This is a genomic window from Geobacillus sp. PK12 (genome assembly GCF_004123125.1).
Taxonomy (GTDB): Bacteria; Bacillota; Bacilli; order Bacillales; family Anoxybacillaceae; genus Geobacillus; species Geobacillus zalihae.
This window is the reverse complement of the sequence record NZ_SDKL01000053.1, coordinates 14,002-27,818: the sequence shown is the minus strand read 5'-3', so window position 1 is coordinate 27,818 and position 13,817 is coordinate 14,002. Positions and strand designations below refer to the sequence as shown.

At 55.0% G+C, this 13,817-nt stretch carries 12 protein-coding genes; 3 read left to right on the top strand and 9 right to left on the bottom strand.

Annotated elements, in window-relative coordinates; genetic code table 11:
• Window positions 1-290 precede the first annotated feature (290 nt).
• The 3 genes from ETR37_RS15110 to ETR37_RS15100 all read left to right on the top strand — a co-directional run bounded on the left by ETR37_RS15110 (window position 291) and on the right by ETR37_RS15100 (window position 3,181).
• A complete protein-coding gene (locus tag ETR37_RS15110; RefSeq protein WP_033006607.1) occupies window positions 291-878 on the top strand; it encodes a hypothetical protein in 588 nt (195 codons plus the stop codon).
• A 213-nt stretch (window positions 879-1,091) separates the two neighbouring features.
• On the top strand, window positions 1,092-2,612 hold the full coding sequence (gene adh / locus ETR37_RS15105; protein ID WP_129447475.1) for an aldehyde dehydrogenase: 1,521 nt from the start codon (window positions 1,092-1,094) through the stop codon (window positions 2,610-2,612).
• 209 nt (window positions 2,613-2,821) lie between these two features.
• A complete protein-coding gene (locus ETR37_RS15100; protein ID WP_033006606.1) occupies window positions 2,822-3,181 on the top strand; it encodes a DUF779 domain-containing protein in 360 nt (119 codons plus the stop codon).
• A gap of 200 nt (window positions 3,182-3,381) precedes the next feature.
• On the opposite strand, the gene ETR37_RS15095 is transcribed toward ETR37_RS15100, so the two are convergent.
• The 9 genes from ETR37_RS15095 to ETR37_RS15060 form a co-directional block, all read right to left on the bottom strand.
• Complete coding sequence (locus tag ETR37_RS15095; RefSeq protein WP_129447474.1) at window positions 3,382-4,998, bottom strand: MDR family MFS transporter; 1,617 nt, start codon at window positions 4,996-4,998, stop codon at window positions 3,382-3,384.
• Complete coding sequence (locus ETR37_RS15090) at window positions 4,983-5,906, bottom strand: TetR/AcrR family transcriptional regulator (protein ID WP_129447473.1); 924 nt, start codon at window positions 5,904-5,906, stop codon at window positions 4,983-4,985. Before ETR37_RS15090 ends, ETR37_RS15095 begins: the two co-directional genes overlap by 16 nt.
• Entirely contained in the window at window positions 5,899-6,039 is a 141-nt protein-coding gene (locus tag ETR37_RS19220; RefSeq protein WP_164978010.1) for a hypothetical protein, read from the bottom strand. Before ETR37_RS19220 ends, ETR37_RS15090 begins: the two co-directional genes overlap by 8 nt.
• A gap of 206 nt (window positions 6,040-6,245) precedes the next feature.
• Entirely contained in the window at window positions 6,246-7,118 is an 873-nt protein-coding gene (locus ETR37_RS15085; protein WP_129447472.1) for an ROK family protein, read from the bottom strand.
• 162 nt (window positions 7,119-7,280) lie between these two features.
• Complete coding sequence (locus tag ETR37_RS15080; protein ID WP_129447471.1) at window positions 7,281-8,102, bottom strand: carbohydrate ABC transporter permease; 822 nt, start codon at window positions 8,100-8,102, stop codon at window positions 7,281-7,283.
• Entirely contained in the window at window positions 8,102-9,073 is a 972-nt protein-coding gene (locus tag ETR37_RS15075) for a carbohydrate ABC transporter permease (RefSeq protein ID WP_129447470.1), read from the bottom strand. Before ETR37_RS15075 ends, ETR37_RS15080 begins: the two co-directional genes overlap by 1 nt.
• A gap of 61 nt (window positions 9,074-9,134) precedes the next feature.
• Window positions 9,135-10,430 (bottom strand): ABC transporter substrate-binding protein, encoded by a 1,296-nt coding sequence (locus ETR37_RS15070; RefSeq protein WP_129447469.1) that lies wholly within the window; start codon window positions 10,428-10,430, stop codon window positions 9,135-9,137.
• Window positions 10,431-10,744: 314 nt separating this feature from the next.
• Window positions 10,745-12,286 (bottom strand): response regulator transcription factor, encoded by a 1,542-nt coding sequence (locus ETR37_RS15065; RefSeq protein ID WP_129447468.1) that lies wholly within the window; start codon window positions 12,284-12,286, stop codon window positions 10,745-10,747.
• Window positions 12,264-13,733 carry a sensor histidine kinase gene (locus ETR37_RS15060; RefSeq protein ID WP_129447467.1) on the bottom strand — a complete coding sequence of 490 codons (1,470 nt, stop codon included), beginning with the start codon at window positions 13,731-13,733 and terminating at the stop codon, window positions 12,264-12,266. The genes ETR37_RS15065 and ETR37_RS15060 overlap by 23 nt, the downstream gene beginning before the upstream one ends.
• Between the last annotated feature and the right edge of the window lie 84 nt (window positions 13,734-13,817).

Below are 13,817 nucleotides of genomic sequence, written 5' to 3'. Positions count from 1 at the left end.
GCAACGTTTCCTGCAACCAACTCCATCCATCGAGCAGCCGTTATGGGAGTGCCTTTATTGAACGGTTTTCTCCACGTCTTTATTCTATCATACCACAAAAGAAAGGGGGGAACGCGCATTCCTCTCCACTTACTCCCTTTGGTCGTTGAAGTGGGAGTCTCCTGCGCGAAATAGAGATGAAACGATGGATCCCAATCTTCGCTCAAACCGCCGTTTTCCTCCGTCAATTCGGAAACATAACGGATCTGCTTTATCCAGACAGCCGTCATGATACAATGTGAAAGAGAATGATGTTGCTGGGAAAGGACTGGCTGATCATGACGAAAGAAGAATTGGCACGCTCGCTTTCCGTCTTGCTTCATGAGCTGACGAAATCATGGCAGAAAGAAAAAATTCATTCCGATGTGCTCGAAATCATTATGAAGCTGCGCATTCAAACTGATGACGACGAGCAATACGTTGCCGATCTGCTCGGCAACATCGCGTTTGCGAGCGAATCGGCCCATGCGCTCAAGCAAATTTGGGGCTATATGCTGCGCGAGCAAACCTTTCTATCGCCACAGACGATCGAGGCGATGCTCACGGACGCCCAGCGCAAGATCCAGCGCCGGCTGTCAGAGATGACGGCCCGCTATGAGCGTCCGTTTTTGTCCATCGATGACCCGCTCGAGCGGAAACGCCAGCTTGAGCGCTCCTACGGCGCGCTTCTTTTGTTCAACCGGATCGCCACCGACTTTTTGCTTGAGTTCGTCCGCGAAGAAAACGAAACGGCCGCCAGCACCTTTTTTGCAGCTGACCCGAACGAGGCGATCGAAGTGTTCCACCATCTTTGCAGCGTCTACGCAAGCCGCTGGCTGGAAGGCTTGGAAGTCGATTGATGGCCGAACCGTCGATTCAAGTCCTTGAAGCCAACCAAGGGCGCCCCAAACGCAACGGGGCGCCTCTTCTCATCACCATCTATACGGCTGCATGGACATTTTCGATTTGACAGTATTGTTCAGTCATGATATTGTATTCATTGGAAAGAATTTTTATAATATTCTTTCCTTTGTAAGCGAATACAAAAAACTCAAATGGAGGAGGAATCGGGGATGATCTACGCACAACCAGGCCAGCCAGGCGCGCTTGTCACATTTAAAAAGCGCTACGAAAACTTCATTGGCGGCAAATGGGTGCCGCCGGTCGACGGCGAGTATTTCGAAAATATCACGCCCATCACCGGACAGCCGTATTGCGAAGTGCCGCGCTCGAAAGCGGCGGACATCGAACTGGCGCTTGACGCCGCCCATGCGGCCAAAGACGCATGGGGACGCACGTCTCCGGCAGAGCGCGCCCGTTTGCTGAACAAAATCGCCGATCGGATGGAAGAACATTTGGAAATGCTGGCCGTCGCCGAAACGTGGGAAAACGGCAAGCCGATCCGCGAGACGCTCGCGGCTGACATTCCGCTTGCCATCGACCATTTCCGCTATTTTGCCAGCTGCATCCGCGCGCAAGAAGGCACGATTTCAGAAATCGATCACGACACAGTCGCCTATCATTTCAAAGAACCGCTCGGCGTCGTTGGACAAATCATCCCATGGAACTTCCCGATTTTAATGGCGGCCTGGAAACTCGCGCCAGCGCTCGCGGCCGGCAACTGCGTCGTGTTGAAACCGGCGGAGCAAACGCCGACATCGATCCTCGTTCTCATCGAACTCATCGAAGATTTGCTCCCACCTGGCGTCGTCAACATCGTCAACGGCTTTGGCTTAGAAGCCGGCAAGCCGCTCGCCTCGAACCCGCGCGTGGCGAAAGTGGCGTTCACCGGCGAAACGACGACCGGACGGCTCATCATGCAATACGCCTCGCAAAACATCGTGCCGGTTACGCTCGAGCTTGGCGGCAAGTCCCCGAACATTTTCTTCGCTGATGTGATGGACAAAGACGATGACTTTCTTGATAAAGCGCTTGAAGGGTTTACGATGTTCGCCTTAAACCAAGGCGAAGTGTGCACATGCCCGTCGCGCGCCCTCATCCATGAGTCGATTTACGACGCCTTTATGGAACGGGCGCTTGAGCGCGTCAAGCAAATCAAGCAAGGCAATCCGCTCGATACGGAAACGATGATCGGCGCCCAAGCCTCCTCCGAACAGCTCGAGAAAATTTTGTCATACATCGACATCGGCAAACAAGAAGGCGCCGAACTTTTGATCGGCGGGGAACGGAACATACTGGAAGGGGAACTTGCCGGCGGCTATTACGTCAAGCCGACGATTTTCAAAGGCCATAACAAAATGCGCATTTTCCAAGAAGAAATTTTCGGCCCAGTGCTCGCGGTCACGACGTTTAAAGACCACGACGAAGCGCTTGCCATCGCCAATGAGACGCTGTACGGCCTTGGCGCCGGCGTCTGGACGCGCGACATCAACACCGCGTACCGCTTCGGCCGCGGCATCCAAGCCGGCCGCGTCTGGACGAACTGCTACCACGTCTATCCGGCCCATGCGGCGTTCGGCGGCTACAAAATGTCCGGCATCGGCCGCGAAACGCATAAAATGATGCTTGACCATTATCAACAAACGAAAAACTTGCTCGTCAGCTATTCGCCGAAAAAACTGGGCTTGTTCTAATACTCACCCACCCACTCTTTCACCGCCTCCCCGTTTTGAGGCGAAGAGCCCACCATGTTGACAAGGTGTCCCGGTTCCGTTCGGGACACCCTCTTTTGCCTTGACGACACTGCTGTTGTCTCACTCGTTCTCCGCCAAGCGGCGGGCCGCCGATTGACCGCCCATACTGAAAACAAACGAAATGCATGAATGCAAAGGAGGGACACCCAATGGCTGAAGAACCGAAAGTCATCGCCACCGAAGCAGCGTTAGCGTTAATCGAAAAGCTGAAAGCCAAGTACGGCCCGCTTATGTTCCATCAATCCGGCGGCTGCTGCGACGGCAGCTCGCCGATGTGCTACCCGCTCGGTGAGTTGATCGTCGGCGATTCCGACGTGTTGCTTGGCGAAATCGGCGGCTGCCCGTTTTACATCGCTAAGGCGCAATACGAATATTGGAAGCATACGCAGCTCATCATCGATGTCGTTCCGGGGCGCGGCGGCATGTTTTCCCTCGAAGGCCCGGAAGGCGTTCGCTTTCTCACCCGCTCGCGCGTCTTCGGCCAAAGCGCAGAGGCAGGCGCGCCGTAGCCGCCCGTTGCCGATCGTCACCGTGAAGCTGCCAAGCGCCGAGCATCGCGTTGATGCGAGACCCGCCCGGCGAAATGAGCGGCACAAAAGCAAACCGACGCCTACCTCTGGATGCCTCATCGCTCTTTTGTTCGTTGCCGCCCACAAAAAAGGCGGCCCGCCTTCTCGCCGAAAAGGCGCGGTCCGCCGTTTCCTTTTCTTCACTCGGTCTCGGTTCCCTGCTTCAACGGCTTCATCGCCTCCGCCCGATCGGACAAGACGATCCTCTTCAAGCCGAACACGAAAAGCAAGCCGACCGCGATAAACGCGAGCCCGAACCAAAAGACCGCCTGCAGGGAATCGACAAGCGACTGCTTCAGCACCGGCACGAACATGTCCCGAAGCGGCGCTGGAATTTTCGCCATCGCTTCCGGACTGAGCAAGACGGAATACAAGCCTTGCGGGTCGGTATGGATCATATCGGCAAAGCGGTCGACAAGCCCTTTCGCCTGCGCCGGCAGCGCTTCAAGCTTTGGCATGAGCCGCTCGTCAAGCAAGACGCTCGACCGGTGGTTCATGATGGCGCCAAGCACTGTCATCCCAAACGTCCCGCCAATCGAGCGGAAAAATTGGCTCGAAGAGGTGACAACGCCAAGCTCCGATTTCGGGAAGCTTTCTTGCAAGGCGAGCGTCAAAATCGGCATCACGAGCCCGGTGCCAAGACCGAGAATAATCATATACATCGTCGCCGTCCATTTGGACGTATCGACATCCATCGTGCCAAGGAGCCCAAATGCGGACGCCATAATGATCATGCCGGCGACGAGTTGCGTTTTCACCCCGATTCGATATACCAAACGGCCGCCAACGACGCTGCCAATGATCATCGTGATCATCATCGGCGTCATAATCGTCCCGGACTGGGTGGCGCTCACCCCGACAATGCCTTGCATGAAAAACGGGACAAACATAATGGCGCCAAACATGCCGACGCTCATGAAAAAGCCAATGCCATTGAGCAGCGTAAACGTCCGATTGCCAAACAGCCAAAGCGGAATGATCGGCTCTTCGGCTCGCTTTTCCGCCCAAACAAACAAAGCGAAAAAGACAACGGCGGCCGCAAACAGCGAGACGATTTGCCACGACCCCCACGGATATCGGTCGCCGCCAAACGTCAGTCCCAACAGCAGGCTGACGACGCCCACGGTCAACGTCGCCATCCCGGCGATGTCAAATTTCACCGGCCCTTCGGCTTTATATTTGCTTAATCCCATGGCAATCAGCACCGTGGCGAGAATGCCGACCGGCAAGTTGATGTAAAACACCCAGCGCCAGTTCAAATGGTCGACGATAAAGCCGCCGATTTGCGGGCCCAGCACCGAAGCAAGGCCGTACAAGCCGCCGAACACCCCTTGCCATTTCGCCCGCTCCTTGCCGGTAAAGACGTCGCCGATGACGACCATGGCCATCGGCATCATAATCCCGCCGCCCAGTCCTTGAATGCCGCGGTAAATGATGAGCTCGGTCATATCGTTCGCCATGCCGCAAAGCGCGGAACCAGCCATAAAAATGACCAACCCGCTCACATAGACAATCCGACGACCCAATAAGTCGGCGAGCTTGCCGGCGATCGGCACGACCGTCGTTGACGTGAGCATGTACGCCGTTGTCAACCACGTCATGACACCGAGTCCGCGAAGTTCCCCGACGATGCGCGGCATCGCCGTTCCGACAATCGTCCCGTCCAACGCCGCAAAGAGCATCGCAATAATGAGCCCGGTGATCAGCAACGGGCGATGACGAATAGTGCTCGTCGGCACTGCTATCGCTTTTTCCATACTTCTCTCTCCCATCCGTTTTGTCGTTGGTATTCATCCATTTCTTTGACCAATGCATCCAAAGCCGACGCCAGTTGAGGCGCCTGTTGATGGCGCAAATACAACAGCAGCGCTTCGACGATATAGGCGCGCGGCGGCTCATTGCGCCCAAGCAGCTCCTCCTCCAGCGCCGCTATGGCTTCCAGCACATCGTTCCCCTGCTTCGGATTGAGTCCATTGGCGGCCTCCCGGACGGCGGCGAACGCCGAAGCCAGCCGCTCCCGCTGACGCTCGCGCTCACGCTTCTCCAGTTCCATCCATGGCGCAAGCGCCTCCTCGGTCAAAAGCGGGCGCTCATCAGCCGTGAAGCTGGCGACAATCGCATCAATGCGCCGCACAAGAAAACGAGCTGCCTCGTCCGCATCAAACGCCTCCTCGCGAAAAAAGAAGTAAAACAAATATTGCCGGATGATGCCGTTCGTCATCATGGCCACATCATACACATACGGACCAACCGCCTCGCCATAGACCTCCGCTAGGCGCGTGCAATACCATAAAAAAAGGCGCCCATGCTGGCGGAACATATACCGTTCCACTTCCGGATTGACTTTCGGCAATTGCTCCGACATCATCATACGCAAAAAGTCTTTGTACTCGCGAATGTGAGAAAAATGGGCAGCCAGCTGGCGAGTAAACCGTTCTTTTTCCGTCCCTTCCCCGCCGTCCGCCATGAAATCAGCGACCATTTTTTCGCTGTAGTAGCGGAGCACCGCCAGCAACAAATCTTCCTTCGAGGCGAAATGGTGATAAAACGCTCCTTTGGAAATCCCCCATGCCTCGACCAAATCTTGAATCGACGTCTCATGATACCCTTTTTCGGCAAACAATTTCATTGCCGCCTCAATAAATTGGACGCGCCGTTCATCCATGGCAACGACTCATTCCTTTCCCATTCGCTGTCATCCATTGCCGATACGACGGCAACAGCGCGCGCGGTTTCACGAAATCAACCCGTACGCCGCGCTGTTGCAGCCATTCAACCAACCGTCGAACATCGGTCATTGTCCTCGCCTCCATATCACTCATGACCGGATGGTCAAACTAATTATAAACTAATGTTATACAGATTTGCAACTCAAAAACGATATTTTTTGACCAATTGGTCGATTTTTGAACGAGTTTTTTGAACAGTCGGTCAGAGCCCCTGCCTTCAAACAAAAAACAAACGGCCCCACCGCCTGATTGAAGACGGTGGACGGCCGTTCTTGCTATTCGATCGCCCTCGCCGCAAGCGCCAACGCGCCCGCCACGCCGGCGTTGTCGCCAAGCCCTGGGAGGACGATGTACTCATCGATCTTCTCGAGAATCGCTTCGTGCTGAATATAGCCGCCAAGCAATTCCTGCACATGACGGCGCACAAGCGGCAGCACGTGCGTCTGCTTCATGACGCCCCCGCCCGTGATCACCTTTTTCGGCGATAAAATGAGGATGTAGTTGGTGATCGCCTGGGCAAGATAAAAGGCTTCCAACTCCCATACTTCACGGCGGTCCGCCAACTCCGCTCCCTTTTTCCCCCAACGCCGCTCAATCGCGGGGCCAGACGCCATCCCTTCCAAACAGTCGCCATGATACGGGCAGATGCCGGCAAACGCGTCATCCGGATGACGGCGGACGAACATATGTCCCATTTCTGGATGAAGCAGCCCATGAAGCAGCCGCCCTTCCACGACGGCGCCGACACCAATGCCTGTCCCGACCGTCATATATAGGCAGCTATCCAATCCTTGCGCCGCCCCCCAGCGCTGCTCGCCGAGCGCCGCCGCGTTGACATCCGTGTCAAAGCCGATCGGCACGGGAAAATGCTGCTTCATCGTGCCGACAAAATCAAACTGCGCCCACGCCTGTTTCGGCGTGCTCGTAATATACCCGTACGTCGGACTGTCCGGGCGCAAATCGACTGGGCCGAACGACCCGATGCCAATCGCCTCGATGCGGTGCGGACGGAAAAAGTCGATGACGTGCGCCATCGTCTCTTCCGGCGCCGTCGTCGGAAACACCGCTCGTTCATGGATGTTCCCCTGTTCATCGCCGATGGCGCAGACAAATTTCGTGCCTCCAGCTTCAATGGCTCCTAGGATCATATGTACGCCTCTCTTTCTTCATCTGCTCTTTTCTTGTATCTATCTTACTAGAAAAAGGGAGAGGGCATCAATGACAAAAAGCCGCTGATCAGCGGCTTTTTGAAACATAGCGCAATCGATTCTATTGTCTACCGGGTTTGTTGATCTACACTGCTGATTGGCTCACCCCTTCACCGAACCAGCCAACAACCCACGGACAAAATATTTGCCAAGGAAGATGTACACAAGCAAGGTCGGCAGCGCCGCCAACAGGGCTCCCGCCATTTGCACGTTCCATTGGACGATTTGACTGCCGGATAAGTTTTGCAAGGCGACCATGATCGGCTGTTTGTCCGACGTCGTGATCGTCACGGCGAACAAAAACTCGTTCCAAATGTTTGTAAACTGCCAGATCGCCACGACGACAAATCCAGTGATGGACAAGGGGAGCATAATATAACGAAAAATACGGACAAACCCAGCGCCGTCGATTTTCGCCGACTCAATCATTTCATCGGGGATCGCCGCGTAGAAATTCCGAAACATCAGTGTGGTGATCGGAATGCCGTAGACGACATGGACGAACACAAGCCCCGGAATCGTGTTGTACAGCCCGATTTCGCGCAAAAACTGGATGAGCGGAATGAGAATGCTTTGATACGGGATGAACATGCCGAACAAAATGAGCGTAAAGAGCGTATCCGCTCCTTTAAACTTCCATTTCGACAGCACGTAGCCGTTGAGCGCCCCAAGCAGGGCGGATAAGAGCGTCGCCGGCACGACGAGCAAAATCGAATTCCAAAAGTTCGGGGCCAGCTTTTCAAATGCGGTCGCATAGCTGCTCCAATCGACCGTTGACGGCAACTTCCACATGTCCGCCAACATCACTTCATCGAGCGGTTTTAAGCTTGTCACGATCATGACATATACCGGCAATAGAAAAAATGCGCTCATCGCCAGTGCGAGCATATACAAAAACGGCCGCGCCCATAGTGGTTTCGCCATTATGATCCCCCCTTGCGGCTCGAGACGAGATACGGAACGATAAACATCGCGACCGACAGCAGCATCACAATGGCGATTGCCGCCCCGTTCGCATAATAGTTGCCGCGGAACGTCGTTTCAAACATGTATACGCCCGGCACATCGGTGACAAAGTTCGCCCCCGGCCCGGTCATGGCGTAAATCAAATCGAAAATTTTCAGCGAAATATGGGCCATAATGATGATGACGCTGACGGTGATCGGCCGCAGCAGCGGCAAAATGATTTTCCAATACAATTGAAACTCGGTCGCTCCGTCCATCCGCGCCGCTTCCCGCACTTCATCCGGAATAGCGCGCAGGCCGGCGAGATACATCGCCACCGCAAATCCGGTCATTTGCCAGACGGCCGCCACGACAACCGCAACGATGGCGACAGGAACGCCAAATTCGATTTTCCCCCAATGGAATCCGCCAAGGATGTTCGTATCCGTATACCATTTTCCATCAAGGCCAAGCGGTTTCAAAAATAGATTCACACCCGTTGACGGGTTGAACAGCCATTGCCACACGACTCCGGTGACGACAAAGGACAAAGCCATCGGGAAAAAGAAAATGTTGCGGAACAGCGACTCGCCGCGCAGCTTTTGGTCAAGCAAAATGGCAAGCAGCTGGCCGAGCACGATGACGGCGGCGATAAACAACACCGTAAACACGAGCGTATTGCGCAAGTCGGCCTGGAAGCGGAAATCATGAAACAAATACAGATAGTTTTTCAACCCGGCAAACGACCAATCCGGTACAAGGGAGTTCCAGTTGCTCAACGACACATACCCCGTCCAGCCGATAAACCCGTACACAAATAAGAAAATCAGTACGACCGACGGCGCCAAAAACGCCGCTGCCAGCCAATGATCGGCCGTCCATTTCCGCTTTTTCCGCACCGCCGGGACGGCCGTTGCCTTCTCCGTCGTTGTGACGTTGACCGTTTCCACTACGATTCCTCCTCATGATGGCGAAAAGGGGAAGAGAATGGCTCCCGTCCCCTTTTCTCCATTATTTCTTCAGTTCTGCTGCAGCCGAAGCCAACGTGTCGATGAACGTCTTCACATCTTTTTGCGTCACGAAAATGTTGACGGCCTGATTCACCTTCGTGACAAACCCTTCCGGCGCTGCGGAGCCGTGGGCTAAGCTCGGCGCCAATTCGGCTGTTTTGAAGTCTTGCATCGTTTGTTTGCCGTATTCATCGTACTTGGACGGATCCGCGTCGATGCGGGCCGGGATGGAGCCTTTCAGCGGGTTGAACGCATCTTGCCCTTCCACCGAGCCAAGCACCGCTAAAAATTTCTTTACATCATCCGGGTTTTTCACGCCTTTCGGCAGGCCGAACGTATCGGTAATGACCATAAACTTGCCTTCCGTATTCGGCACTGGCACATAGCCGAAGTCTTGGTTCACCTTCAATTTCAAATCGTTGACAAAATAGCCTTTCACCCAGTCTCCCATCACGTACATGGCCGCTTTCCCCTCAGCGACGAGCTGGGCGGCGTCTTGCCAGTTGCGCGAGCTATGGTCTTCGTTAATATAGCCAAGCATTTTCTTAAACGTCTCGACAGCTTGTTTCACTTGTGGGTCGTTAAACGACAATTCGCCCGTCCAAAGCTTCTTGTAGTTTTCCGTTCCGAGCGTGCCAAGCAGCACGTTTTCAAACAGGTGCGTCGCCGCCCACGGCTCTTTGTCGCCCAAGGCGAGCGGCGTAATGCCTTTTGCTTTCAGCTTATCCGCCGCTTGGAAAAACTCGTCGAACGTTTTCGGCGGCTTTAGCCCGTTGTCGGCGAAGATTTTTTTGTTGTACCACAGCACGTTGCCGCGGTGAATGTTGACGGGCACGGAGTAAATGTTGCCGTCTTTGCTTACCATATCGATAAGCGCTTTCGGGAATTTGTCCATCCAGCCTTCTTTTTCATACAAATCGTTGAGCGGCTCCATTTTGCCAGCCGCAACCCAGCCTTCATTCAGCTCCGCTCCGCCGTGCACTTGGAACGTTGATGGCGGGTCGTTCCCTTGCATGCGGCTCGCCAACACCGCCTTGGCGTTCGTTCCGGCCCCGCCGGCGACTGCGGCGTTTTCGACTTTAATATCCGGATATTTTTCTTGGAACAGTTTGATGAGCGCTTTTAAGCCGTCTTCCTCGCCGGCTCCCGTCCACCAGCTGAAAATCTCGAGTTTCTCTCCCGCTTTTTGGCTGCCTTGTTTGGCGTGATCGGATGAAGAGTTCGAGCTGCTGCAGCCTGAGAGCGCCATCCCGACTCCGAACGCAAGCGCCAGCCATGCGGATGCTTTCTTTCTCATGGTTCTCCCCCTTTGTCTTTTGTTTTTGAAACCCCTTTCAACATCGAGTGTACCATGCGCTGTCCAGCAAACGGCGGCTTGATTTCTTCACTTTTTTGCGTTTTTCTTCACTTTTTTGTTTTCCGTTCTCCTGTCAGGCAAGCGGTGCAGCGGACAGCCATTTCGCTTTTATGGCGCGAAAAAAGCCCGTCTCCCCATCCAGGGGGCGGGCTTCGTTTCAGACGCCGGAAGAGGGCGGGGCAGCCTGCTTTGTCTGCGGGACTTACCTTTTGACTTGCCATGCACCTTCCTTGTTGGAGACAGCACTCCCCTTGTCAGCGCGCCTGCACTTTTTTCCGGTATTCGCTCGGCGACAGGCCGGTCTGCTTTTTAAAGACGCGGCTGAAATAGTTGGGGTCGTTGTAGCCGACTGAAAAACAAATTTCTTTTAAGCTTTGATCCGTCTCAGCCAGCGCTTCTTTCGCCCGTTCGATGCGCACGTTCGTCACATAGTCGATAAAGGTGATGCCAAACTGCTCTTTGAACAGTTTGCTGAAGTAGTATGGGCTCATCCCGGCTTGTTCCGCCACCTCCTCAAGCGTCAGCGGCTCGGCGTAGTGGCGGTCAATGTAGTCTTTCGCCTTGCCGAGTTTGCCATACGCTTGCTGCTGGCGCCAAACCTCGAGATCAGCGGCGATGCGGTCCAGTTCATCAAGCGCCGCTCGCTTCAATTCTGCCGCCGACCGGCAGGAAGCAAAGGAAGCGAGCCGCTCATAACGAATGCCCAGCTCCGATAGAAGACGCCCGAGCCACACAAAGGTCTCTTCCGCTTTGCGGCCGGCGGCCGGCAGTGAATGAGAAGAGGCCAGTTCCTCTATATACGTCAGACAAATCATCCGGGCTTGCTCGATGTCGCCAAGGCGCAGCGCTTCAAACAGCTGCTTATCCCGTTCCGCTTCCCCGCCGGCGCGCGTCGCTTCCGCCGGCAGAAACCCCACTTGTGCTTTTTGCCGGTCGGCGTAATAATGAGCGGCCGACAGCGCCTCATAGTACGAGGAACGAAGTTGGTCAAGGCGGGAAAACGGGGAGCCGAGCCCGATATACAGCGCGGCGCCGTACCGGGCGGAAAACTGCCGCGCCAAATCGAGCGCCAATGCCTGGACGGTGGGCTTCCAGGCCGGCTCGCCATCGTTTGGGCTGCGGAAAAACAAGACCGGCAGGCGCCGGTTCGCCATCCGCCCTATCCAATAGCGCGTTGGCGCCTTCCCGCTAAGCTGCTTGTCCAGCCATGATTTCCATTCGTCAGCCACCCCTGCATCCGGGAACTGAATGACCATAAACATTCCCGAGGCGATCGAAAACGGCAGCAGTTCCTTCCACCGCTCCCACTCATCAGCCGATACGTCTTCTGTCATGAGGACAGACAGCCATTCGCTTTCCACAAGCGTCTGCAACCGGCGAATCTGCTCCTCGAGCTGGCGGCTGCTCTCCTCGTGTCGCCGCTTGGCCGCCACTTCTTGTCTGACCCGTTCCAAAGCCGAAATGACCTCCTCCTTCCGGCTCGGTTTCAATAAATATTCCTTGACGCCAAACCGCATCGCTTGTTTCGCATAGTCGAACAAATCAAACGCCGACACAATAATGAACTCAAGATCCAATCCGTCTTGGCGAATCGCTTCGATGGCTTGCAGCCCGTCAAGGCCGGGCATTTTGATGTCTATAAGCATCACATCCGGGCGATATTGCTTGGCAATGTCAATGGCCTCGCGCCCGTTGGCGCCCTCGGCGACCACCTCGATGTCCGGAAGGTGGTCGTGAATCATTTTGCAAAGCGCTCTTCGCTCCAACGCCTCATCATCGACGATCGCCACTTTCACCGTTCATCCCCCCTTGCCATCTTGGCAGCCATAACCGCACCGTCGTTCCGTTTCCTAGCGCAGACTCGATTTCAGCCACATCCATCACTCCGTAAAACAGCTGCAGCCGGCGAATGACATTGCGCAAGCCGATGCCGGTCGAATGGCCGCGCCCTTGCTCACGGCGCGTCCGCGGTTCTTCGCCGCGGATCAACGCTTCAAGCTCCGCTTTCACCTGCTCATCCATGCCAACGCCATTGTCGCGCACTTCCACAACGACCCGCCCGTTTTCGGCGAAAACGGACACGGACAGCTCGGCTCCCTGCTCGTACGTCTCAATGCCATGGATGAACGCATTTTCAATCAGCGGCTGCAACGTGAGCGGCGGAATCGGTTGATCGAGGCAAGATGGTTCCGCCTCTAACGAAAACTTGATCCGATCAAAAAACCGCGTCTGCTGGATGAAGAAATATTCACGGGCGATGCGCACCTCATCGGCAAGCGTCACCGTCCGCTGCAAATCGCCCAAGTTGTAGCGCAAAATGGCCGCCACCGCTTCAATCAGCCGCGACGTTTGCTGGGCGTTCTCCAAGTACGCCATCTTCGCAACCGTGTTCAGCGTATTGAATAAAAAATGCGGATTGATTTGGCTTTGCAAGCTTTTGAGTTCCAGCTCCTTCACCAGCCGGTCGAGCTCAGCCTTTTGTTTCATCTCCGCAATCAGCTGCTTTAAATTGCGGCGCATGTCATTAAACGTGATCGTCAACAGCCGCAGCTCATCGTTGGTCATCGGCTCAATATCCGGCCCGTCCAGCCGCCCGTCAGCGATGGATCGGGCAGCGCGCGAGAGAAGAATGATCGGCTTCGTTACGTGGCCGGAAAAGAACACCGCCAGCAAGGCGCCAAGCAACAACGTCGTGACAAACAATCCCATTCCCATATAGCGGAAATAGCGGTTGCGCCGCTCCACTTCATCGTACCGCCGTTGGTAGGCCGTCAGCTCATCGTCAATCAAGTTTAACGTTTCCTCTTGCAAAAAGGACGCAATGTTCATCGTTTCATGCAAGTGGGACGAGTACAAGCCAATATTTCCAGCTTGAAAATGATAGACCGTCAGCGCCGCCTCCTCCAGCAAACTTTCAATCATATGTTCATAGTTTTCCGCCGCCAACCGATCGGACAGCACTGGCAAGATGGCGCCGAGCTGCCGGCGGCGTTGCTGCAGCCAGCGGAACTCCCGCTCATAAGCGCGTGCATACCGTCCTTCTTTTTCCGAGACGTACGCATTGAGTTGTTCGGTCATCCGATTCGTCCGCTGCGACACCTCATTCAGCAACAGCAATCGGCGCATCCGTTGATCATAATCGCTCATCATCTCTTCGCTCGTCTGATACAAAAGAAACACCGCTCCGTTGAGCAAAAGCAAAAACACGGTAAAGCAAAGCAGCATCTTCGTCCGAATGTTCATCTCGATTCCACCCCGCTGTCACCGGCGCTTTGTTGCCTGCATCGCCCTGCCGCTTCAAGCCGAACGTGTTCGAACGTCAAGGAC

What these genes read in the sequence shown, in the direction of transcription:
- ETR37_RS15110 (WP_033006607.1), top strand. Translation starts at nt 291, where the DNA reads ATGTTGCTGGGAAAGGACTGGCTGATCATGACGAAAGAAGAATTGGCA.
- adh (WP_129447475.1), top strand. Translation starts at nt 1,092, where the DNA reads ATGATCTACGCACAACCAGGCCAGCCAGGCGCGCTTGTCACATTTAAA.
- ETR37_RS15060 (WP_129447467.1), bottom strand. Translation starts at nt 13,733, where the DNA reads ATGAACATTCGGACGAAGATGCTGCTTTGCTTTACCGTGTTTTTGCTT.
- ETR37_RS15085 (WP_129447472.1), bottom strand. Translation starts at nt 7,118, where the DNA reads ATGATCCTAGGAGCCATTGAAGCTGGAGGCACGAAATTTGTCTGCGCC.
- ETR37_RS15100 (WP_033006606.1), top strand. Translation starts at nt 2,822, where the DNA reads ATGGCTGAAGAACCGAAAGTCATCGCCACCGAAGCAGCGTTAGCGTTA.
- ETR37_RS15070 (WP_129447469.1), bottom strand. Translation starts at nt 10,430, where the DNA reads ATGAGAAAGAAAGCATCCGCATGGCTGGCGCTTGCGTTCGGAGTCGGG.
- ETR37_RS15095 (WP_129447474.1), bottom strand. Translation starts at nt 4,998, where the DNA reads ATGGAAAAAGCGATAGCAGTGCCGACGAGCACTATTCGTCATCGCCCG.
- ETR37_RS15080 (WP_129447471.1), bottom strand. Translation starts at nt 8,102, where the DNA reads ATGGCGAAACCACTATGGGCGCGGCCGTTTTTGTATATGCTCGCACTG.
- ETR37_RS15090 (WP_129447473.1), bottom strand. Translation starts at nt 5,906, where the DNA reads ATGGATGAACGGCGCGTCCAATTTATTGAGGCGGCAATGAAATTGTTT.
- ETR37_RS19220 (WP_164978010.1), bottom strand. Translation starts at nt 6,039, where the DNA reads ATGACCGATGTTCGACGGTTGGTTGAATGGCTGCAACAGCGCGGCGTA.